General features: G+C 61.6%; 19 protein-coding genes. 7 read left to right on the forward strand and 12 right to left on the reverse strand.

All coding sequences use genetic code 11. The features are described 5' to 3' along the window. The first annotated feature begins 292 nt into the window (after positions 1 to 292). The gene (gene glnA / locus J3A64_RS09710) at positions 293 to 1,717 is read left to right on the forward strand and encodes a type I glutamate--ammonia ligase (protein WP_011774448.1); all 1,425 of its coding nucleotides are present in this window, start codon (positions 293 to 295) and stop codon (positions 1,715 to 1,717) included. Between the two features lie 70 nt (positions 1,718 to 1,787). Here the strand turns inward: glnA (J3A64_RS09710) and J3A64_RS09715 are convergent, their stop codons facing one another. The 3 genes from J3A64_RS09715 to J3A64_RS09725 all read right to left on the reverse strand — a co-directional run bounded on the left by J3A64_RS09715 (position 1,788) and on the right by J3A64_RS09725 (position 3,102). Next, on the reverse strand, positions 1,788 to 2,138 hold the full coding sequence (locus tag J3A64_RS09715; protein WP_011774442.1) for a hypothetical protein: 351 nt from the start codon (positions 2,136 to 2,138) through the stop codon (positions 1,788 to 1,790). A gap of 101 nt (positions 2,139 to 2,239) precedes the next feature. Beyond that, positions 2,240 to 2,455 carry a hypothetical protein gene (locus J3A64_RS09720; RefSeq protein ID WP_043806551.1) on the reverse strand — a complete coding sequence of 72 codons (216 nt, stop codon included), beginning with the start codon at positions 2,453 to 2,455 and terminating at the stop codon, positions 2,240 to 2,242. Between the two features lie 32 nt (positions 2,456 to 2,487). After that, positions 2,488 to 3,102 carry a GNAT family N-acetyltransferase gene (locus J3A64_RS09725; RefSeq protein ID WP_011774440.1) on the reverse strand — a complete coding sequence of 205 codons (615 nt, stop codon included), beginning with the start codon at positions 3,100 to 3,102 and terminating at the stop codon, positions 2,488 to 2,490. 62 nt (positions 3,103 to 3,164) lie between these two features. Between J3A64_RS09725 and J3A64_RS09730 the strand changes: the two genes are divergently transcribed. Then, positions 3,165 to 4,655 carry an arylsulfatase gene (locus J3A64_RS09730; RefSeq protein WP_011774439.1) on the forward strand — a complete coding sequence of 497 codons (1,491 nt, stop codon included), beginning with the start codon at positions 3,165 to 3,167 and terminating at the stop codon, positions 4,653 to 4,655. Here the strand turns inward: J3A64_RS09730 and J3A64_RS09735 are convergent. After that, a complete protein-coding gene (locus J3A64_RS09735; protein WP_210064206.1) occupies positions 4,643 to 7,654 on the reverse strand; it encodes a bifunctional [glutamine synthetase] adenylyltransferase/[glutamine synthetase]-adenylyl-L-tyrosine phosphorylase in 3,012 nt (1,003 codons plus the stop codon). The genes J3A64_RS09730 and J3A64_RS09735 overlap by 13 nt on opposite strands. A gap of 9 nt (positions 7,655 to 7,663) precedes the next feature. After that, positions 7,664 to 9,004, reverse strand: a complete 1,341-nt coding sequence (gene glnA, locus J3A64_RS09740; RefSeq protein WP_011774437.1) for a type I glutamate--ammonia ligase — start codon at positions 9,002 to 9,004, stop codon at positions 7,664 to 7,666. A 190-nt stretch (positions 9,005 to 9,194) separates the two neighbouring features. Between glnA (J3A64_RS09740) and panB the strand changes: the two genes are divergently transcribed. Continuing rightward, positions 9,195 to 10,100: a 3-methyl-2-oxobutanoate hydroxymethyltransferase gene (gene panB, locus J3A64_RS09745; protein ID WP_011774436.1), complete on the forward strand. Its 906-nt coding sequence runs from the start codon at positions 9,195 to 9,197 to the stop codon at positions 10,098 to 10,100. 9 nt (positions 10,101 to 10,109) lie between these two features. Here panB and J3A64_RS09750 read toward each other — a convergent pair whose 3' ends face one another. Then, on the reverse strand, positions 10,110 to 10,274 hold the full coding sequence (locus J3A64_RS09750; RefSeq protein WP_011774435.1) for an SPOR domain-containing protein: 165 nt from the start codon (positions 10,272 to 10,274) through the stop codon (positions 10,110 to 10,112). A 108-nt stretch (positions 10,275 to 10,382) separates the two neighbouring features. Here J3A64_RS09750 and map point away from each other — a divergent pair, with 108 nt between their 5' ends. The 3 genes from map to J3A64_RS09765 all read left to right on the forward strand — a co-directional run bounded on the left by map (position 10,383) and on the right by J3A64_RS09765 (position 12,924). Next, positions 10,383 to 11,261: a type I methionyl aminopeptidase gene (gene map, locus J3A64_RS09755; RefSeq protein ID WP_014921373.1), complete on the forward strand. Its 879-nt coding sequence runs from the start codon at positions 10,383 to 10,385 to the stop codon at positions 11,259 to 11,261. 72 nt (positions 11,262 to 11,333) lie between these two features. After that, on the forward strand, positions 11,334 to 12,137 hold the full coding sequence (gene ppgK / locus J3A64_RS09760; protein WP_043470023.1) for a polyphosphate--glucose phosphotransferase: 804 nt from the start codon (positions 11,334 to 11,336) through the stop codon (positions 12,135 to 12,137). Positions 12,138 to 12,144: 7 nt separating this feature from the next. Further along, positions 12,145 to 12,924, forward strand: coding sequence for an SDR family oxidoreductase (locus tag J3A64_RS09765; protein WP_210064207.1), 780 nt, complete (start codon positions 12,145 to 12,147; stop codon positions 12,922 to 12,924). Positions 12,925 to 12,985: 61 nt separating this feature from the next. On the opposite strand, the gene nrdR is transcribed toward J3A64_RS09765, so the two are convergent. The 3 genes from nrdR to J3A64_RS09780 form a co-directional block, all read right to left on the reverse strand. Beyond that, on the reverse strand, positions 12,986 to 13,486 hold the full coding sequence (gene nrdR, locus J3A64_RS09770) for a transcriptional regulator NrdR (RefSeq protein WP_011774431.1): 501 nt from the start codon (positions 13,484 to 13,486) through the stop codon (positions 12,986 to 12,988). A 174-nt stretch (positions 13,487 to 13,660) separates the two neighbouring features. Further along, a complete protein-coding gene (hisD, locus tag J3A64_RS09775; protein WP_210064208.1) occupies positions 13,661 to 15,025 on the reverse strand; it encodes a histidinol dehydrogenase in 1,365 nt (454 codons plus the stop codon). A 4-nt stretch (positions 15,026 to 15,029) separates the two neighbouring features. Then, positions 15,030 to 15,563 carry a hypothetical protein gene (locus tag J3A64_RS09780; RefSeq protein WP_014921369.1) on the reverse strand — a complete coding sequence of 178 codons (534 nt, stop codon included), beginning with the start codon at positions 15,561 to 15,563 and terminating at the stop codon, positions 15,030 to 15,032. Positions 15,564 to 15,676: 113 nt separating this feature from the next. Between J3A64_RS09780 and J3A64_RS09785 the strand changes: the two genes are divergently transcribed. Then, complete coding sequence (locus J3A64_RS09785) at positions 15,677 to 16,177, forward strand: flavin reductase family protein (RefSeq protein ID WP_011774428.1); 501 nt, start codon at positions 15,677 to 15,679, stop codon at positions 16,175 to 16,177. Between the two features lie 15 nt (positions 16,178 to 16,192). Here the strand turns inward: J3A64_RS09785 and dnaE are convergent, their stop codons facing one another. From dnaE to lspA, 3 genes are read right to left on the reverse strand one after another with little or no spacing between them, the layout of a single operon-like run. Next, complete coding sequence (dnaE, locus tag J3A64_RS09790) at positions 16,193 to 19,750, reverse strand: DNA polymerase III subunit alpha (RefSeq protein ID WP_043470021.1); 3,558 nt, start codon at positions 19,748 to 19,750, stop codon at positions 16,193 to 16,195. A 57-nt stretch (positions 19,751 to 19,807) separates the two neighbouring features. Continuing rightward, positions 19,808 to 20,734 (reverse strand): RluA family pseudouridine synthase, encoded by a 927-nt coding sequence (locus J3A64_RS09795; protein ID WP_210064209.1) that lies wholly within the window; start codon positions 20,732 to 20,734, stop codon positions 19,808 to 19,810. Further along, complete coding sequence (gene lspA / locus J3A64_RS09800) at positions 20,727 to 21,335, reverse strand: signal peptidase II (protein ID WP_011774425.1); 609 nt, start codon at positions 21,333 to 21,335, stop codon at positions 20,727 to 20,729. Before lspA ends, J3A64_RS09795 begins: the two co-directional genes overlap by 8 nt. Between the last annotated feature and the right edge of the window lie 35 nt (positions 21,336 to 21,370).

Below are 21,370 nucleotides of genomic sequence, written 5' to 3' on the forward strand. Positions count from 1 at the left end.
CATGCTTGGTGACCGACCGCGAGACCTCTGATGATGGACGCCTACCGCCCGGGTGTTCGCCCAGCGGACCGGCGTGGACCGGAGACAGGAAAGCCGACTACCGTTTACACGACAGATGATTCTGTAACCTGCCGGAAACAATACTGACACCCCCGGGAAATCCCATCTCCCTAAGGTGGTATGAGTTGCCAGCCACCATGGCACGGGGAACTTTTTGTGTCTCCCGACCCTTGGTATGGGCTGCACCACGCGGCCTTCCGGGCCTGTTACTTGATATGCATAAGGAGCATAGATGTTCAAGACTGCGGACGAAGTCCTCAAGTTCATCAAAGACGAAGACGTCAAATTCGTCGATATCCGCTTCACCGACCTTCCTGGTGTCCAGCAGCACTTCAACGTGCCGGCCAAGAGTGTCGACCTCGATTTCTTCGTCCACGGCCAGCTCTTCGACGGATCTTCAATCCGCGGCTTCCAGGGCATCGCCGAGTCCGACATGCAGCTCATCCCGGATGTGACCTCGGCTTTCATCGACACCTTCCGCATTGAGAAGACGCTCGCACTGAACTTCTCCATCGTGAACCCCCGCACCGGTGACCCGTACCACCGCGATCCCCGCGGCGTGGCAGAGAAGGCTGAAGCGTACCTGGCATCCACAGGCATCGCCGACACCGCGTTCTTCGCTCCCGAAGCCGAATTCTTCGTCTTCGACAACATCCAGTACGAGTCCTCCCCGCAGGGCAGCTTCTACAAGATCGACTCTGAAGAAGCACACTGGAACACCGGGCGCAAGGAAGAGGGCGGAAACCTCGGCTACAAGACCCCCGTCAAGGGCGGTTACTTCCCGGTCTCCCCCACCGACAAGCAGGCCGACCTTCGCGACGCCATGTGCATCGAGCTGGACAAGGCCGGCCTTGAGGTCGAGCGCTCACACCACGAAGTTGGATCCGCCGGCCAGGCTGAGATCAACTACAAGTTCACCACGCTGACCGCGGCTGCTGATGACCTGCAGAAGTTCAAGTACATCATCAAGAACACCGCAGATGCTTGGGGCAAGTCCGTCACGTTCATGCCGAAGCCCGTCTTCGGTGACAACGGCTCGGGCATGCACTGCCACCAGTCGCTGTGGAGCAACGGCGATCCGCTGTTCTATGACGAGAAGGGCTACGCCGGCCTTTCCGACACCGCTCGCTGGTACATCGGTGGCCTGCTGAAGCACTCTTCCGCAGTCCTGGCCTTCACCAACCCGACGGTTAACTCCTACCGCCGCCTGGTCAAGGGCTTCGAAGCTCCGGTGAACATGGTCTACTCGCAGGGCAACCGCTCCGCCGGTATCCGTATCCCGATCACGGGCACCAACCCGAAGGCCAAGCGCATTGAGTTCCGCGCGCCGGACCCCTCATCCAACCCGTACCTGGCGTTCGCTGCACAGCTGATGGCCGGCATCGACGGTATCCGCAACCGCATTGAGCCCCCGGCTCCCATCGACAAGGACCTCTACGAGCTCCCGGCCGAGGAAGCCAAGGACATCCCCAAGGCTCCGGGCACTTTGGAAGAAGCACTTGAAGCCCTGCGCGAAGACAACGAGTTCCTCCAGGCCGGCGGCGTCTTCACCCAGGACCTCATCGATACTTGGATTGACTACAAGTACGAGAATGAGATCCGCCCGCTGTCACTGCGCCCGAACCCCTACGAGTTCGAGCTCTACTACGGCGTCTAATACCACCACGTAACAAAGAGGCCAGCCTCAGTCTGTACGGACTGAGACTGGCCTTCTTTGTGGGTTCGGACTACTCGGACTTGCCTTGGTCGCGATCCCTGAGATTCTTGGTGATGTCGTCCAGCTTCTCCTTAACGAAACTGGCTGCTTCCGAAAGCCCCTTTTCCGCACTGCCCAGCGGGTCCAACTGAAGATACACGTTCTTATCGATGGGCAGGTCGTATTCGTCTTTCAGATGAGTACCACCGGCAACTCCGTCGAGGGACAGGTACACAAGGGCTTCAGTCCTTGCGATGCCCGCGATCGTGCCGAAGACGACGGTGAAATCATTGGGCTGAAAGCTCACAGAATGGCCCACGTGACGCCGATCCAGCTCTCCGGCGGGAATGGCCTTCTCCGACGGATTTCCGTTGTATTCCATGTACTTCCCCTATGCGTTGAGAACAGATACACAAGAAGTCTATAAGGATACTTAGCGTGCGGGGGGCGGTTGCGGCGGCGCACCCCTGGGCGAACGGCGCGTTACTGCTTTCCGTACTTTTTGTGCACTGCCTGCTTGCTCACCCCGAGGCAGAGCGCGATCGCTTCCCACGACAAGCCTGATTGCCGGGCGGCGCGCACCAGCGAAGCCTCGGCTCGGCCCACTTCCTTCTGCAACTCCGCAACGGCGTACAGCGCCTCAGCCGGGCCCATGCCGTCCATTGATCCCACTAACGTTTTCATCCGGTCCACCTCCATGCCGTCAACCATAGTTGACGGTATAGTGAGCGTCAACTTTCATTGACGTCACTAGGTTCAGCGTGCGCTGAGACCTCCGGCAAGAAAGCCTTGTACATGGTCCGCTGTGGACCCGCGCTACCACCCAGGTAACGCCCCGCGTCCTTGAATCCGGCTTTCGAGTACGCCGCCAACCCTGCCGGATTATGCTCGTTGACAGAAAGCACGACGCCGGCCTGCCCGCCTCCCAGCCTGGCCGTCACCTTTCGCGCTTCCTCCACTGCGGCCCGCGCAGCCAGGGTACCGAGGCCGCGCCCTTGGCTTCTTGTGTCGATCAGGAATCCCCTCAACAACCACACCGACTCGTCGTCGGGCCAGCCCGCGAGCATGGCCGCGCCGGACTGGAGGGTCAGCACACCAACAGCAACTCCTCCTGACTCAATGACGTACGGGAGGCGAGACTCTTCTACCAGGGAAATGAGCATCATACGCAGCGGATCCCCGACGAAGTCCCGCTGCTTTGCTTCCACAGCCAACTCCGCAACTGCCCCGAGCTGAATGGCGCGAGCGTCGTCGTCGAGCATTTTGAGGGGAATCAGCCAGACATCGCCTTGCCCACTGTGATCACTCTCGATCGAAAACACGCCATCCGAGTCATATTCAAGCATTCGCAGAAGTTCTCCTATTAGGGTTGTCTCAACCGTTTCCGACGACCAAGGGACCACTTCCGATGAGCAAGCCCAACGTCATTCTCATTTGCGTCGATGAGTGGAGGGGCGACTGCTTGTCCTCGGACGGCCACCCCTATGTGGAGACACCGCACCTGGACGACCTTGCCCGAAACGGTGTCCGGTTCTCCAAGGGCTATTCTGCTACACCGTCATGCGTACCTGCCCGCGCGGCATTGTTTACCGGCCAATCACAGGAAAGGCATGGCCGCGTCGGGTACAACGACGGCGTACCTTTTCATGCCGTCCATCCAGTGACGCTGCAAGGCGAATTCAGGAAAGGCGGCTATCACACCCAGGCCATCGGAAAGATGCACGTGTGGCCGGAACGCTCCAGGCTCGACTTTGATGACGTTGTCCTGCACGACGGATACCTTCACCATGCCAGGCAGGAACACCATCAGAACTTCGCCATGTTTGATGACTACGTGCCGTGGCTCCGACGCCAACCCGGGATGGGTCCGGACGCCGAGTATTTTGATCACGGCGTCAATTGCAATTCGATTGTCGCCCGTCCTTGGGACAAAGCCGAGAATCTGCATCCCACGCATTGGATCGGCACGCAGGCCATCGAATGGATGCACCGGCGCGATCCTGTAAAGCCCTTCTTCCTCTACCTTTCCTTTCACCGCCCGCACCCACCGTACGATCCGCCGTCGTGGGCCTTCGAACAGTACCTCAACATACCGGCGTATGAACCGGTGGAAGGTAACTGGGAACAGCACTGGGACGAGCATCGGCAGGACGGAAACTACCAAGCCAGCTACGGCAGGATCCCTGACCACGTTGTCCACAGAGCCAGGGCGGGCTACTACGGGCTGATGGCCCAGATCGACCTGCAGGTCAACCGGATCAAGGAGTCACTGGCCGACTTCGGCCTGCATGACAACACCGTGATCGCCTTCACCAGCGACCACGGCGAAATGATGGGTGATCACCATATGTTCCGCAAGGCGGTCCCTTACGAAGGATCCACCCGGGTACCGTTCATCATCGCCAATACCCCGTCCGCTCAGCAGGCCGCACGCGGAACGGTGGTGGACCACGTGGTGGAACTCAGGGACATCATGCCCACGCTGTTGGACCTCGCCGGGTTGCCCATCCCGGATTCCGTGGACGGAGAATCACTGGCAAGCATCGTCCGGGGCGAGAGCACCGGAGCCGTCAGGGATGTCCTTCACGGCGAACACGTGTACTGGGGCCAGAACCTGCACTGGTTGACCGATGGCCACCACAAATACATTTGGGGTTCCGGTGAAGGGACTGAAGAACTGTTCAATCTCGACGCCGATCCCCAGGAGAGGACCAACCTCGCCCAAGCGCCTGCTTACCTCGGTGAACTGCTGTCATGGCGCCAACAAATGGTGGAGACACTTAAGGACCGCGAGGAGGGATACGTCATTGACGGCGCGTTGACGCCAGGAGCCGCGGTGGTCGCCATGCTGCGGCATGCCCGGGAAAAAGCCTCCGCCTCCACGCCTCAGTTGCCGTAGAACTCTTTCTCAAAAACGCCCCTGGCGCGACGACTAAGCCTCAGATAGTCCTCTTCGAAGTGGCCCGCGTTCCCGGGTTCGTATCCGCACCAGCGTGCCACGGCCTCGAGGTCCTTGCGCGATGATGGCAAAAGATCCGATGCCCGTCCCGTCACAATGACATTCGCGGAACGAATGCGGCTGGCGAGTCTCCACGCTTCCCGCAGGAGCTGGGCGTCGTCTTCAGCGATAAGTTCCAGCTTTTCCGCAGCAGCCAGGGCGTCCAGAGTGGACGAAGTCCGCAGCTCCGGGTGCTTGCCTGCATGCTGGAGTTGAAGCAACTGAACCAGCCATTCGACGTCGCTCAGGCCGCCTCGGCCAAGCTTGACGTGCCTGGCGGGATCGGCGCCACGAGGCAGACGCTCGGACTCCACCCTGGCCTTGATACGGCGGATCTCCCGGACGTCCTGCTCCGCGAGTTGCTCGGGGTACCGGATGGGATCGATGAGGCGTACGAAGTCGTCGGCAAGATCGTCCGAGCCTGCCATCGGGCGGGCCCGCAGCAGTGCCTGCGCCTCCCAAATCAGGGACCACCGTCGGTAGTACTCCGCATAGGAGTCCAGAGACCGCACCATGGCACCGTTCTTGCCCTCAGGCCGCAGGTCGGCATCCACCATGAGCACTCGTTCGGCCATGATCGCGGGCTTGAGCGGCTGGGTGAGGAAGCTGGAAAGCTTGGCGACGATCGCCGTCGCCTGTTCCTGGGCCTCAGCATCAGTGAACCCGGGACGGGCACGGTGCACGTAGATGACGTCCGCGTCCGAGCCGTAGCCAATCTCGCGGCCACCCTGCCGGCCCATCGCCACCACCAGGACATCGGTTTTCAAAGGACCAGTCGCCGCGATGACGGACTCCGCTACATGCAACGCCCCTAGAACGGCCGCCCGGTCCGTCTCGGCCAAGGCCAGTCCCACGGCATCCTGGTCCAGCAACCCGGCGCTATCCGCGACCGCGGTGCGCAGGATTTCGCGACGCCGGATCAACCGGATCAGCCTCATGGCACTCTCGGGATCCTCATGACGGGAAAGCTTGGACCGGATTTCGTGCCACTGGGCTTCAAAAGGAACCGGTGCCAGTTCTTTGTCGCTGCCCAACCAGGCAACGGACTCCGGCGATACTTCCAACAGGTCCGAAATCAGGCGGGAATTAGCCAGCACCTGGCAGAGTCGCTCGGCTGCCGCTTGGGAATCCCGGAGCAGGCCCAAATACCAGTGGGTGGTTCCAAGGGCTTCGCTGACCCTACGGAAGGCGAGCAGTCCGGCGTCGGGATCAACGCCCTCGGCGAGCCACCCCAGGAGGATCGGCAGGAGCTGCCGCTGCAGTGCCGCACGCCGGCTGACGCCCGCGGTGAGTGCTTCGATGTGCCGCATGGCACCTTGGGGGTCCACGTAACCAAGCGCTGCAAGACGACCTTGGGCTGCCTCCGGGCTGAGCTTCGCGTCCTCGCTGCTCAGCTTTGCCGCGGTGTTGAGCAGCGGCCTGTAGAAGATCCGCTCGTGCAGTTCGCGGACGGCCTTCTTGGTTTTTTGCCAGGTGGCCATCAGCTGGTCGGGATGGGGTCGCTCCAGCGCAAACGGACCCAGGACGGCCTTTGCAAGGAAGCGCTGGGCATCCTCGGTGACAGGCATGAGGTGGGTTCGACGCAGTTGGAACAGCTGAATTCTGTGTTCCAGGAGACGCAAATAGCGGTAGGCATTGTCGAAGGCCGCTGCGTCAGTCCGGCCGATGTAACCACCGGCAGACAACGCCGCAATAGCAGACGTGGTGTCACGGCACCGAAGTGACTCGTCAGACTTTCCGTGTACCAATTGCAGCAACTGCACCGTGAATTCAACATCGCGGAGGCCACCGCGCCCCAGCTTGATTTGACGCTGTTCTTCGGCTGCCGGAATGTAGTCGGTCACCCTGCGGCGCATGGCCTGGACCGACTCCACAAAGCCCTCACGTCCTGCGGATGCCCAGACCAGCGGTTCCACGGCCTTCTCGTAGCGCTGACCGAGTTCCTGGTCGCCGGCAATGGTCCGCGCCTTCAGCAGTGCTTGGAACTCCCAACTTTCGGCCCACCGGGCGTAATAGCTCAAGTGCGAGGGAAGGGTGCGAACCAGCGGCCCGGACTTTCCTTCCGGACGAAGATTGGCGTCGACTTCCCACAGGCCTGGTTCCGGCGCAGAAGAGGAGATCGCCCTGGAGATACCGGACGCGAGGGCGGTGCCTATGGTGGACGCGCGTGCGTCGTCCACCTCCCCTGCCTCGATGACATAGATGACATCGACGTCGGAAATGTAGTTCAGCTCCCGGGCGCCGCACTTACCCATGCCAATGACGGCAAGCCCGATGTCTGCGATCTCGGCTGCGTCGAACTGGGCTGCAGCTTCCGCCCGGGATACCGCGAGGGCGGCCTCAATGGCAGCACCGGCGAGATCTGCCAACTCGGCACCAACTGCAGGCATGAAGTCCGTTGGTGATGCCGCGCAGATGTCCTTGATGGCAAGCTCCGTCAAACCGCGGCGGTACGCGCTCCGCAAGGCTGCGTATGCCGGCAGGCCGGTTATCCCGGCTACCGGGCGCTGTGCGCCGGGCTCGGCTTTCACGGAGCGCAGCAGCATCGCCCGGAGCTCTTCATAGGATGCTTGGAGCGGCTCCGGACTGACCCGGACATTGAAGACATCCAGATGCTCCGGCCGGCGCATGAGAAACTCCCCCAGCGCCTCCGAGGCACCCAGGAGCCGATACATAGGCTCGCTGGTGTCCTGATCAGCCGCAGCCAGCTTCTTTAGCCCCGGATTCTTCTCAATCAGCCTGACCAGGGACTGGAGAGCGGTATCCGGGCTGGCCGACAAGGACAGCCCGGCGAACAAGGCGTCCTCGTCGATCCCGTCAAGTTCCGGGGCAGCAAGAAACCGTTCGCCCTTTTCGAGGTCACTGAATCCGGCTGAGATGAGCCGACGCGCGAGGCTCATTGGCCCTGCCTAGAGAATGCCGAGGTTGCGCTGCAACTCGTACGGGGTGACCTGAAGGCGGTAGTCCTGCCACTCTGCACGCTTGTTGCGCAGGAAGTGCTCGAACACCTGCTCCCCCAGAATCTGGGCCACCAGTTCGGATTCCTCCATGGCGCGAATGGCATCGTGGAGGCTGGCCGGCAACGGCGCATGCCCCATGGCCCTGCGCTCCGCAGTGGTCAGCGACCAGACATCGTCTTCGGCTGCAGCCGGAAGTTCATAGCCTTCCTCAATACCCTTCAAGCCGGCACCGAGAAGTACGGCGTAGGCCAGGTAGGGGTTGGTTGCGCTGTCGATGCCCCGGTATTCGATGCGTGCGGACTGGCCCTTGCCGGGCTTGTACAGCGGAACGCGCACCAATGCCGAGCGGTTGTTGTGGCCCCAGCTCAAGTAGCTCGGTGCCTCGCCGCCGCCCCAAAGGCGCTTGTAGGAATTCACGAACTGGTTGGTGACCGCCGTGAACTCCGGGGCGTGCTTCAGGATTCCGGCAATGAACTGGCGCGCCGTCTTGGACAGCTGGAACTCGGCTCCGGCTTCGAAGAACGCGTTGGTGTCGCCTTCGAAGAGCGAGAAGTGGGTGTGCATGCCGGAACCGGGGTGGTCCGTGAACGGCTTGGGCATGAAGGTGGCGTACGTGCCCTGCTGAAGGGCGACTTCCTTGATGACCGTGCGGAACGTCATGATGTTATCCGCGGTCTGGAGGGCATCCGCATAACGGAGGTCAATCTCGTTCTGGCCCGGACCGCCCTCGTGGTGGCTGAACTCCACGGAGATGCCCACGGACTCGAGCATGGTGACGGCGGTACGGCGGAAGTCCTGCGCTACGCCGCCCGGTACGTGGTCAAAGTAGCCGCCTTCGTCCACGGGAACAGGAGCACCGTCAGGGCCCAACTCCTTGGACTTCAACAGGTAGAACTCAATCTCGGGGTGGGTGTAGCAGGTGAAACCCATGTCGGCGGCCTTGGCAAGGGTCCTCTTGAGGACGTTGCGGGGGTCCGCCGCAGAGGGCTCACCGTCGGGAGTGAGGACGTCGCAAAACATCCGCGATGTCTGCTCGGTCTCGCCACGCCACGGCAGGATCTGGAAGGTGGAGGGGTCCGGCTGCGCGAGCATGTCCGACTCGAACACGCGGGCGAGGCCCTCAATGGCGGAACCGTCAAAGCCAAGGCCCTCTTCAAAGGCGCCCTCAACTTCGGCGGGCGCAAGCGCCACCGATTTAAGCGAACCCACGACGTCGGTGAACCACAAGCGTACGAAGCGCACGTCACGCTCTTCGATCGTCCGCAGAACGAACTCTTGCTGGCGGTCCATAGGGCCTCTTTTCCGGTTCAGTGTCCATGCCGCTGGTTTCAAGGGATAGAAGCCACGGCAGCTCAGCCTTCACTCTACTAAGAGTTCCGTGCTAATGCCGCAGCGGAAGCTCCGCGTAACACAGCGTTTACATAAGGTGACGCCCAGCACACTGGTGGCAGCCTCCGTCGGCACCGCTTAGGCTCTATCCATGGCCCCGAGCAACCTTCCTGAGTCCACCACGCCCGCCGAAGTTCCCGCACCCTACGGCACCGGTCCAGCAGCAGCGGCGCAAGCGGCATCAGCAGCCGGCAGGAAGCCGATCAGCAGGGTCCGGATTCACCACCTGCAGCAGGCCAAGGACAACGGCGAACACTTCGCCATGCTGACGGCATATGAGCAGTACACCGCTGAAATCTTTGACCAGGCGGGAATCGAAGTCCTCCTGGTGGGCGACTCGGCTTCCAACAACGTGTACGGCAACGAGACGAGCCTTCCCGTCACCGTGGACGAGCTCCTTCCCCTCACACGTGCCGTGAGCCGGTCGGCGAAGCGTGCGCTGATCGTGGCGGACCTGCCTTTCGGCAGCTACGAGGTTTCCCCCGGGCAGGCAGTGGCCACCGGAGTACGGTTCCTGAAAGAAGGACTGGCGCACGCGGTCAAGATTGAGGGAACCGCCTACTACGCGGACACTGTGAGGGCCATGGTCCAAGCAGGCATTCCCGTCATGGCTCACATCGGATTCACACCGCAAAGCGAGCACTCCCTTGGCGGCTACCGCGTCCAAGGCCGCGGCGATGACGCCCAGCGGCTCGTGGACGACGCCGTCGCGTTGCAGGACGCAGGCGCCTTCAGCGTCCTCATGGAAATGGTGCCTGCCGAGACAGCAGCCGCCGTCGACGCCGCACTGCGGGTGCCCACCGTCGGTATTGGCGCTGGCAAGACCACCACCGGCCAGGTTCTCGTATGGCAGGACATGGCAGGTTTGCGGGGCGGCAAAATGGCCAAGTTCGTCAAGCAGTACGCAGACCTTCGCACCACACTGAGCGATGCCGCTGCCGCCTATGGTGAGGATGTCCGGTCCGGCCAGTTCCCCGGACCGGAGCATTCCTTCTAGGCATCCTGGCTAGTCGTCATCCTGGGCATCCCAGGCATCATTGCGTGCTTTGACCTTTTCCAAGGCGTGCTCGGCTTCTTCCCTGGTTTTATAAGGGCCAATCAGCTGGGTCCAATCGGACATCGCGTCCTCTTCGATCTCATGCGTCTTGACGTTGTACCAGTACTCCGTCACGTCTCCTCCTCGATCCTCGGGCCCTTCAACGCGTAACGTTGGCGGGGTCACAGGAACCCGGCCACACTTTGTTACTTACGTCTCTTGTGTGCCTTATATGATCAATCTATGCCTTCTCTTGCTTCGACTGCACCCATTGGCGCCCTCACCCCGGGAACCATCAGCCCTGAACGACCCGTACCGGCGTCGATTCCCAGGCCCGAGTACGTCGGCAAGAAAGCACCCGCCAAGTTCACAGGCTCCGAGGTGAAGTCTCCGGAGACCATCGAGAAGATCCGGATTGCCGGGAAGATCGCGGCACAAGCGATCGTGGAGGTAGGCAAGCACATTCAGCCCGGCGTCACCACGGACCACTTGGACAAAGTAGGGCACGAGTTCCTTCTGGACCACAACGCCTACCCGTCCACGCTCGGCTACAGGGGCTTCCCCAAGTCCCTGTGCTCCTCGCTCAACGAGGTCATCTGCCACGGAATCCCTGACTCAACCGTGGTGCAGGATGGCGACATCCTGAACATTGACATCACTGCCTTCATCAACGGCGTGCATGGGGACACTAATTACACTTTCCTTGTTGGCGACGTGGACGAAGAATCCCGTTTGCTGGTTGAGCGTACGCAGGAGTCGCTCAACCGGGCCATCAAGGCCGTGGCCCCTGGCCGCGAAATCAACGTAATCGGCCGTGCCATCCAGTCCTACGCCAAACGCTTCGGCTATGGCGTAGTACGGGATTTCACCGGCCACGGCGTGGGTGAGGCCTTCCACACCGGTCTCATCATTCCGCATTACGACGCAGCCCCGGCGTACAACACCGTGATCGAGGCAGGCATGGTCTTCACCATCGAACCCATGCTGACGCTCGGCACCATCGAATGGGATATGTGGGCCGACGACTGGACGGTCGTCACCAAGGACCACAAACGAACGGCCCAATTCGAACACACCCTGCTGGTCACCGAGACCGGCGCGGAAATCCTTACCCTTCCCTGAGCTCTCCGGAAGGTCCTCGCAGCCCGGGCGGCTGCGCCATGCCCATCCCCTCCTGCCATGATCGGAAATGCATTGTCCAAGAAGGATGAGAAGACCCATAAGAACGCCCCTTTGATCGGTATCGACATCGGCGGCACCGGCATCAAGGGCGGCATTGTCGACCTGAAGAAGGGCAAGCTGATTGGCGACCGCTTCCGCGTTCCCACTCCGCAGCCCGCCACTCCGGAGGCCGTGGCCGAGGTTGTCGCCCAAATCGTTGAGGAACTCTCCAGCCGCCCCGACGCTCCGGCAGCCGACTCACCCGTGGGTGTCACGTTCCCCGGCATCATCCAGCACGGCGTGGTCAACTCTGCGGCAAACGTCGACAAGACCTGGCTCGGCACCGACATCGATGCCGCGTTCACCAAGCGCCTCGGCCGCCCCGTAGAGGTCATCAATGATGCCGACGCGGCCGGCCTCGCTGAAGCCCGCTACGGAGCCGGCGAGGGCGTGGACGGCACTGTCCTGGTGATCACACTGGGTACCGGCATAGGATCGGCCTTCATCTTCAACGGACAGTTGGTCCCCAATGCCGAGCTAGGCCACCTTGAAGTGGACGGACACGACGCCGAGACCAAGGCATCCGCCGTGGCACGCGAACGCGATGGCCTCAGCTGGGACGAGTACGGGGTCCTTCTCAACCGCTACCTCCAGCACGTGGAGTTCCTGTTCTCCCCCGAACTCTTCATTGTGGGTGGCGGCATTTCGAAGCGCTCCGACGAGTACTTCCCGCACCTCGAACTGCGGACCAAGATCGTCACCGCTAAATTGAAGAATGACGCCGGCATCGTCGGTGCCGCTCTCGAGGTCGCATTGCACCACAAGCTCGCGAAGTAATAGCGGCATGACAGGCAGCAGGACCGGTAGCCGGAACGGCAAGCCCGACGTCGCGATCGTCACCGGCGCCAGCCGTGGGATCGGAGCCGCCGTGGCACAGGCCGCGGCGGCCGCCGGGTATCACGTCATGGTCAATTACTCGGCGGATGGCCAGGGCGCGGAGACGACGGTTAACGACATCCTGGCCCACGGAGGGAAGGCCCGTGCCATACAAGCCGATGTCAGCCAACCGGACGACGTCGTGCGTATGTTCGACGAAGCCGCTGGCTGGGGTCCTCTGACCGCCGTCATCAACAACGCCGCCATCACGGGGAACCTTATCGGCACGCTCGTGGAAGTTCCGGCGGAGACCGTGCAACGGGTTGTTGATGTCAACGTCGCGGGAATGATCTTCATGTGCCAAGAAGCAGTTCGGAGACTCTCCACGGACAATGGCGGCATCGGTGGATCCATCGTCAACATCTCCTCCACAGCCACCAAGGCCGGGTCCCCCGGAACTTGGGTCCACTACGCGGCCACCAAGGGCGCAGTAGATGTCTTGACGCTAGGTTTGGCAGCCGAAGTGGCCAAGCAAGGTATCCGGGTCAACGCCGTTGCCCCTGGAAGCACCAACACCGGCCTTCATGCAGCGGCCGGAATGCCGGACCGGGTGGAGAGGCTCAACCCAACCATACCGATGGGTCGCGGAGCCGAACCGGAAGAGGTGGCTGCGGCCGTGATGTGGCTGATGTCGGAGGACGCCGGCTACATTACCGGAGCAGTGCTTCCCGTGTCCGGCGGGCGCTAGACCCGATCCCGGATTGGTGCCGGTGGTGGCTGCGGCTTCCCCTCCGCTGCCGCCACCGGAGCTAGAGTTGGCTCTTTTCTGAACCTGTGGCTTTTTTGGCGCCTGCCTTGGCCGCTTCTGCCTCATGGCGAAGCAGCGAGATGGCCGATTCGAAGTCTTCCAAGGATTCGAACGCCTGATAGACACTGGCAAAACGAAGGTACGCCACTTCATCAAGCTTCCGAAGCGGTCCTAGAATGGCAAGGCCCACTTCATGGGCATCGATCTCCGCCGCGCCTGAGGAACGAATATTCTCCTCGACTTCCTGGGCCAGCATGGCAAGATCGTCCTCGGTGACCGGGCGTCCCTGGCATGCCTTGCGGACTCCGCTGATGACCTTGATCCGGCTGAACGGCTCGCCGACGCCCGACCTCTTGATCACGGACAAGCTGGTGGTCTCCACTGTGGTGAAGCGGCGTCCGCATTCCGGGCACTGGCGGCGGCGGCGAATGGAGGAGCCGTCGTCTGCCATGCGGCTATCGACGACGCGGGAGTCGGGATTCCGGCAGAACGGACAATACACGCTGGGCCTCCCCTGACAGCTCCGGCACGGAATCGATGCGGCAGGACGCCGGATACGCAAAAGGTGCCGGAAGTTTCACTTCCGGCACCAGTTTACGGTTCGCCACACCGTAATGACAAGCGTGTAATTACTACATGTAGTGGTGTGTGCCCATATATGTAGTGGTTTGCGCCCCTAAGCGAAGCGAATTCGGACAGCGTCACCGTGACCCGGCAGGTCTTCGGCGCCCGACAGGCTCACAATGTGTCCGCTGACTTGCTCCAACGCAGCGCGGTCATAGTTGATGACCTGGACCGCCCGGAGGAACGTGGTGACGTTGAGGCCCGAAGAGAATGCCGCGGTTCCGCTGGTGGGCAGCACGTGGTTGGAACCTGCGCAGTAGTCCCCCAGGCTCACCGGGCTGAAGTCGCCCACGAAGATCGCCCCCGCGTTGCGGATCCGCGATGCAACAGTGGGTGCGTTCGCCGTCATGATCTCCAGGTGTTCAGCGGCGTAGGCATTGCAAACCGCGATCCCCTGCTCAAGATCATCCACCAGCACCACACCGGACTGTGGTCCGGACAGCGCCTCAAGGACGCGGGCACTGTGCTTTGTTGCAGCGGCCTGCCGTGACAGTTCAAGCACGACGGCGTCAGCCAGTTCCGCGGAGTCCGTCACCAGGACGGAAGCTGCTTTGGGATCGTGCTCCGCCTGGCTGATGAGGTCGGCGGCCACCAACGGGGCCTGCGCCGTGGAGTCGGCGAGGATGGCGATCTCAGTGGTTCCAGCCTCGGAGTCGATGCCCACCACACCCTTGACGAGTCGTTTGGCTGTGGCCACAAAAATGTTTCCGGGGCCTGTAACCACGTCAACAGGCTCAAGGGGCAGTTCATCGTCGGTTCCCGGGATTCCGTAGGCAAACGACACAATGGCCTGCGCACCACCGATGGCGTACACCTCGTCGATGCCCAACAGCTTCGCTGCGGCCAGGATGGTGGGGTGAGGTAGGCCACCGAAGTCTTTCTGCGGAGGAGAGGCCAGTGCAATGGACTCAACGCCGGCGGCAACTGCGGGGACGACATTCATGATGACTGATGACGCCAAAGGGGCGAGTCCGCCGGGAACGTAGAGCCCAACGCGTCCCACTGGTATCCAGTTTTGGCTGACGACGGCGCCGTCGCCAAGTTGTACATCCACATTGGCGGGCCGCTGCTGGTCAGCAAACTGGCGGGCGCGCTTGATGGACTCCTCCAGGGCCGCACGGACCTTCGGATCGAGATCGGTCAGCGCTTGGGTGAGGGCCTCCGCCGGAACCCGGGGGTGGGACTGCACCACGCCGTCGAACTTCTTCGCCAGCTCACCCAAGGCGGCGAAGCCCCGGCTGCGGACATCGGCAATGATGTCCAAGACCTTCTGCTCCGCGTCCGCCATTGTCTGATGCTGCGCCCTTGGCACAGCTGCGCGAAGTTCCGCCAACGAAAGGTGGCGGCCCCGGAAGTCGATGCTTCGGAAGTTCAGGGCGTCAGTGGTGGGGGCGGAAGTATCCGAGGAAGTGGTCACCCCGCTATTTTACGGTCTTCTTTGACAGAACCCCGAACAGCGCCAGAACGAACGTGATAAACGCGATGGCAGCAGGCCATAGAACCAGTACAGCGTAGGAGCGGAGCGTAAAGCCAAACCCTGGGCCAAGTGCCGGATCCGGCGCTGGCCCCAGCAACTGGGCGGCGAGCAGCCCGACCAACCACGCGATGAGAGCGCCCAAAGCACCTCCGATGAGGGCGAAAGCCAGACGCCTGCCGGCTCCGTCACCCTGCAGCTTTCCGTCCAGCATCACGCCGGTGAGGCACCCTGCAAGGAGCATCAGAGCTCCGAGGACCAAGTCGCGCGGTAGCCAGGAATCAGGATTTGCCGCATTCGCCAGATCCGGATTGCCCGAGACCAGATTCAGCCCACCCGGAGCCAGAAGCCACCAGAGCACGCCGGCAACCACACCCGAGGCCGCCGGAAGGACCAGCCAGAGGACGTCTTTCGAGCGCCACCGCTTGGAGTCGGACATCGGATCTGCAACGGCTGGGTCGTGCACGGTGGGCTCGGTCATGCAACTCACATTAACAAAGGTTCACGCCGACTCAACAAAAATGTGGGGCTCGCAGTTCGGGAGGAATACTCTGAAGGAGAGAAGTGCAGCCCCGATTCAGGAGAAAAACCGACGTGCCAAGCGAACCATCCGGCTTCGAGCAGACGTTCAGGGAGATGTTCCGTCGGCATGCCGCAGGAGTAGCCATCATCACGGCCAACCTCAACGGAAGCCCCTTTGGTTTCACCGCCACCTCCGTGGCTTCCCTGTCCGCCGAGCCTCCCCGCTTCACGTTCAACATGGCCAGGAGCTCCAGTTCCTGGCCGGCTGTGGCCAATGCGGAGTACATAGGAGTCCACATGCTGGGGCTGGAAAACCAAGCCCTCGCCAATCGCTTCGCACGGACCCGCGACCGCTTCGACGGCGACCACTGGGAACCAGGTCCCCACGACGTGCCCATTCTCAAGGACGTCAGCGGCTGGCTCGTGGGCAGGATTCAAATGCGTCTGTCTTTCGAGAACAACGCCGTTGTGGTGGTCGAAGTTGTCGACGGGCAAGTTGGCGATAACGGTACTCCCCTGCTTTACCACAGCGGCAGCTATAGCAAACCCACGCCGATCGACTATGAAATCTAGTCGAAGCAGCGAGATTTAGTTATCCAGGCAGGCAGGTCCCAGCAGGACCTTCAAGTCGCCAAAGAGTGATGGACTGGGATTCACTCGCATGTGAACCGGCAAGCCCATGACTTCCACCTTCGTATCACCCATCAATTTGAGCCGGACCTCTGAGTTTCCGCGGTGGGTGCGCAGCACATCACGCAGGTCCGTCACTACTGCCTCGGTAGCCTTGAACGTAGGAATGGTGATGACCACGGGACCGTTCACGCTTTCACTGAGGTCCGGGACGGAAAGCTCCATGCAGTTCAACGTGACCGCTCCGTCATCGCGGCGCTGGAGCCGGCCCTTGACCACAACGATCAAGTCTTCAGCCAGGACCGAAGCGATGGGCCCGTACACCTGGCCGAAGAACATGACTTCCATGGAAGCGCCAAGGTCTTCGATTTCTGCCCGGGCGTAGGCGTTTCCGCTGGCCTTGGCGATCCTGCGGCTCAGCGAGGTGATCATGCCCGCAATGGTGACTATAGCGCCGTCGTGCGGTCCGTCCTCGGCGATAATCGACGTAATGGACTGTTCCGCGTGCTGGCTGAGGACGCCCTCAAGTCCCTGCAGCGGATGGTCCGAAACGTAAAGTCCCAGCATGTCCCGTTCAAAGGACAGCTTATCCTTCTTCTCCCACTCGGGCAGGTCCGGAATTTCCGTTGTCAGCGATGCCTCCGGCTCCTGGTCTTCAAAGCCTGCGAAGAGATCGAACTGGCCAATGGCCTCGTTGCGCTTGAGCGTGATCACGGAATCGATGGCTTCTTCATGGATCATCGCCAAAGCACGCCGGTGATGGCCGAGTGAGTCGAACGCTCCGGCTTTGATCAAGGATTCGATGGTGCGCTTGTTGCACACCACGGCAGGCACCTTCAGGAGGAAGTCTTTGAAGGACGTGTATTTGCCCTCGGATTTTCGGGCGGCCACCATGGCATCCACCACGTTGACACCCACATTGCGGATGGCGCCCATGCCGAAGCGGATATCCGTTCCCACTGGGGTGAAGTTCAACGATGATTCGTTGACATCCGGCGGGAGGACCGTGATGCCCATTCGACGGCACTCGTTGAGGTAAATGGCGGACTTGTCCTTATCGTCACCCACGGACGTCAGCAGGGCGGCCATGTACTCCGGCGCGTAGTGCGCCTTCAAATAGGCCGTCCAGTAGGAGATGACTCCATAAGCTGCCGAGTGGGCCTTGTTGAAGGCGTAGTCGGAGAACGGGAGCAAAATGTCCCACAGCGTCTTAACGGCGGCCATGGAGTAGCCGTTATCCTGCATGCCTTGGGAGAAGCCGGCAAACTGCTTGTCCAGCTCGGACTTCTTCTTCTTACCCATGGCGCGGCGGAGGATGTCGGCTTGGCCGAGCGAGTAACCCGCCAGCTTCTGGGCCACAGCCATAACCTGCTCCTGATACACGATCAGGCCGAAGGTGCCGCCAAGGATTTCCTTGAGCGGTTCTTCCAACTCCGGGTGGATGGGAATGACTTCCTGGATCCCGTTCTTGCGCAGGGCGTAGTCGGTGTGGGCGTTGGCGCCCATGGGCCCGGGACGGTAGAGCGCAAGAACTGCGGAGATGTCTTCGAAGTTGTCAGGCTTCATGAGCTTGAGCAGGGACCGCATGGGGCCGCCGTCCAGCTGGAACACACCCAAGGTGTCACCGCGTGCCAGGAGCTCATAGGACGCAGCGTCGTCGAGTTCCAGGTTTTCCAGGTCCAGGTCAACGCCGCGGTTCATCTTGATGTTTTCCAGGGCATCCGAAATGATCGTCAGGTTTCGGAGGCCCAGGAAGTCCATCTTGATCAGGCCAAGGCCTTCGGACGTCGGATAGTCGAACTGGGTGATGACCTGGCCGTCTTGGAAGCGGCGCATGATGGGAATGACATCGATGATGGGGTCCGAGGACATGATGACGCCGGCGGCGTGAACACCCCACTGGCGCTTCAGGCCCTCGATGCCGAGCGCGGTCTCGAACACCTTGGCGGCTTCGGGATCGGTAGCGATCAGCTGGCGGAAATCCCCGGCTTCGCTGTAACGCTTGGATTCCGGGTTCTGGATGTCCGCCAAGGGAATGTCCTTGGCCATGACGGCAGGCGGAAGGGCTTTGGTCAGTTGCTCCCCCATGCTGAACGGATATCCCAGCACACGTGAGGAATCCTTGAGCGCCTGTTTGGTCTTGATGGTTCCGTAGGTGACGATCATTGCCACGCGCTCGTCGCCGTACTTCTTGGTGACGTAGTCAATCACCTCGGAGCGGCGGCGATCATCGAAGTCGACGTCGAAGTCGGGCATGGAAACGCGGTCCGGGTTGAGGAAGCGTTCAAAGATGAGGCCGTGCTGCAGGGGGTCGAGGTCGGTGATGCGCATGGCATAGGCCACCATGGAGCCTGCACCGGATCCACGGCCGGGACCCACGCGGATCCCGTTGTTCTTCGCCCAGTTGATGAAGTCGGCAACCACCAGGAAGTACCCGGGGAATCCCATGGAGGTGATGACGCCGAGCTCATAGTCCGCCTGCTTGCGGACCTTGTCCGGAATACCCTGCGGATAGCGGTACTTCAGGCCGGTATCTACTTCCTTGACCAGCCAGGAGGTCTCGTCTTCCCCGGGAGGACAAGGGAAGCGTGGCATGTAGTTGGCGCCGGTGTTGAACGAAACTTCGCAGCGCTCGGCGATGAGCAGCGTGTTATCGCAGGCCTCCGGGTGATCACGGAACAGCTCCCTCATCTCCTGCGGAGACTTCAGGTAGTAGCCGCTGCCGGAGAACGCGAAGCGGGAACCCCCGTTGTCATACGTCGGTTCCAGGAGCGTGGAACCGGACTGGATAGCCAACAAGGCCTCGTGGGCCTTGGCGTCGTGTTCGTGCGTGTAGTGAAGGTCATTGGTGGCCACCAGCGGAAGGTTGAGTTCCTTGGCCAGGCGCAGGAGATCGCCGGTAACGCGCCGCTCAATGTCCAGCCCGTGGTCCATCAATTCACAGAAGTAGTTTTCTGCTCCGAAAATGTCACGGAACTCCGCTGCGGCTTCGACGGCCTCGCGGTATTGGCCGAGCCGCAGCTTGGTCTGAACTTCTCCGGAAGGGCACCCGGTGGTGGCTATCAAGCCCTCGGAGTAGGTGTTGAGCAGTTCCCTGTCCAGCCGGGGCCACTTACCAAAGACAGAGTCCAAGGAGGCAATGGATGACGCCCTGAACAGGTTGCGCATGCCTACGTTGTTATAGCTCAGAAGCGTCATGTGGGTGTACGAGCCACCACCCGAGACATCGTCCTTGCGCTGGCTTTCGTCGCCCCAGCGCACGCGTTCTTTGTCCCCGCGGGCGGTACCAGGGGTTACGTAGGCTTCGACGCCGATGATCGGCTTGATGCCCTTGTCCGTGGCCTTGCGCCAAAAGTCGAATGCGCCGAACAAATACCCGTGGTCCGTGGTGGCCAGCGCCGGCATGCCCAAGCGTTCGGTCTCATCGAACAACTCACCGAGCCGGGCGGCTCCATCCAGCATGGAGTATTCGGTGTGGGTGTGCAGGTGGACGAACGAATCATTGCTGGAAGTCACCACGACAGTCTACCGTCCCGCCTCAGACAGAAGTCGGACCCGGGCAGTGAATCCTGTCTATGCGGAACCTGTAGCCAGCAGATCCAAGGCGTACTGGAGGTCGGCCGGGTATTCGCTGCTGACTTCAACCCAATCGCCCGTGCGGGGGTGGGTGAATCCAAGTTGACGGGCGTGCAGCCATTGTCGGGTCAGCCCCAGGTTCGCAGCCAGCCGCGGGTCCGCACCATAGGTGAGATCTCCGGCACACGGATGCCGCAACGCGGAGAAGTGCACGCGGATCTGATGGGTGCGGCCGGTTTCCAGATGCACTTCCACCAGGGTTGCCTTACCGAAGGCCTCCAGGACCTCGTAGTGGGTCACTGAGGGTCGACCGTCCTCGATGACGGCGAAACGCCAGTCATGGCCCGGGTGGCGTCCGATCGGCGCATCAATGGTGCCCTCGAGCGGATCAGGCAGCCCTTGAACCACTGCGTGATAGACCTTCTCCACGGTGCGTTCCTTGAAGGCCCTCTTCAGCACGGTGTAGGCATGCTCGGTTTTGGCCACCACCATGACACCCGACGTGCCCACATCCAGCCTGTGTACGATACCCGCCCGCTCCGGAGCCCCTGACGTCGAAATCCTGTACCCGGCGCCGGCCAGGCCTCCCACCACTGTGGGACCTACCCAGCCGGGAGAGGGGTGGGCAGCAACCCCCACAGGCTTGTCGATGACAACGAAATCCTCGTCGTCCAACAGGATCTTCAGGCCTTCCACAACTTCCTCCACGACTTCCAAGGGATCCGGCCGCTCGGGAACCGTGACATCAAGCACTGCGCCGGCAACGAGCTTTGCCGATTTACCCAGGGGAACTCCGCCGCTGGTGACGTTTCCCTCGGAAATCAGCAGCGCCGCCGCGGACCGGGAAATGTCCAGAAGCCGGGCAAGGCCGGCGTCAACGCGGGCCCCGGCCAGCTCTTCGGGGACCACCACGGATTTACTCACCAGCAGGCTCCCCGGTAGTGCCGCCGGCAGGCTTGGCATCCTTGGCCGGCTTGGGCGCGGCCACATGGCGCGTCCCGTCCATGCCCACGCCTCGCAGCGTCAGGAGACAGATAATGACGACGCCGGACACCACGGCCGAGTCTGCGATGTTGAAGATGGCGAAGTTTGGCAATTGGATGAAGTCCACCACGTGGCCCATGGCAAAGGACGGCTCCCGGAAAAGGCGGTCGGTCAGGTTGCCGAGGGCACCTCCCAGCAGCAGTCCCAGCGACAGCGCCCACCAGGCAGAGCCCAACTTTCGCAACTGAAAGAGGATGGCCACGGAAACGGCTGCCATGACGATGGTGAAGATCCACGTCACGTTCTCGCCGATGGAAAACGCCGCCCCGGAGTTACGGATGTAGTACCAGTGCAGCAGCGGCGGCAGCACTGGAATGCGCTCACCCTCCGTCATGGTGCTGGTCACCCAGAGTTTGGTGAGCTGGTCAAAAACGTAGGCGAACACGGCGAAGCCGGCAAAAAGCCAAAGCATGGCAGGACGCCACTTGCGGCGCCCGGCAGGCGTCGGCTGTGTGGATTCAGCGGTGAAGTCGTCGGTCATAGTGCTTTCATTCGGGAAGCGTGGTGGGCTGCTGT

The organism is Pseudarthrobacter sp. PvP004, assembly GCF_017876035.1.
In the GTDB taxonomy this organism is placed as follows: Bacteria; Actinomycetota; Actinomycetes; order Actinomycetales; family Micrococcaceae; genus Arthrobacter; species Arthrobacter aurescens_A.

Bases quoted from the DNA above. Each gene is read 5' to 3' on its own strand.
- lspA (WP_011774425.1), bottom strand. From the start codon at position 21,335: ATGACCGACGACTTCACCGCTGAATCCACACAGCCGACGCCTGCCGGG.
- glnA (WP_011774437.1), bottom strand. From the start codon at position 9,004: ATGGACCGCCAGCAAGAGTTCGTTCTGCGGACGATCGAAGAGCGTGAC.
- panB (WP_011774436.1), top strand. From the start codon at position 9,195: ATGGCCCCGAGCAACCTTCCTGAGTCCACCACGCCCGCCGAAGTTCCC.
- glnA (WP_011774448.1), top strand. From the start codon at position 293: ATGTTCAAGACTGCGGACGAAGTCCTCAAGTTCATCAAAGACGAAGAC.
- J3A64_RS09765 (WP_210064207.1), top strand. From the start codon at position 12,145: ATGACAGGCAGCAGGACCGGTAGCCGGAACGGCAAGCCCGACGTCGCG.
- J3A64_RS09780 (WP_014921369.1), bottom strand. From the start codon at position 15,563: ATGACCGAGCCCACCGTGCACGACCCAGCCGTTGCAGATCCGATGTCC.
- J3A64_RS09720 (WP_043806551.1), bottom strand. From the start codon at position 2,455: ATGGAGGTGGACCGGATGAAAACGTTAGTGGGATCAATGGACGGCATG.
- J3A64_RS09715 (WP_011774442.1), bottom strand. From the start codon at position 2,138: ATGGAATACAACGGAAATCCGTCGGAGAAGGCCATTCCCGCCGGAGAG.
- J3A64_RS09725 (WP_011774440.1), bottom strand. From the start codon at position 3,102: ATGCTTGAATATGACTCGGATGGCGTGTTTTCGATCGAGAGTGATCAC.
- J3A64_RS09730 (WP_011774439.1), top strand. From the start codon at position 3,165: ATGAGCAAGCCCAACGTCATTCTCATTTGCGTCGATGAGTGGAGGGGC.
- J3A64_RS09735 (WP_210064206.1), bottom strand. From the start codon at position 7,654: ATGAGCCTCGCGCGTCGGCTCATCTCAGCCGGATTCAGTGACCTCGAA.
- map (WP_014921373.1), top strand. From the start codon at position 10,383: ATGCCTTCTCTTGCTTCGACTGCACCCATTGGCGCCCTCACCCCGGGA.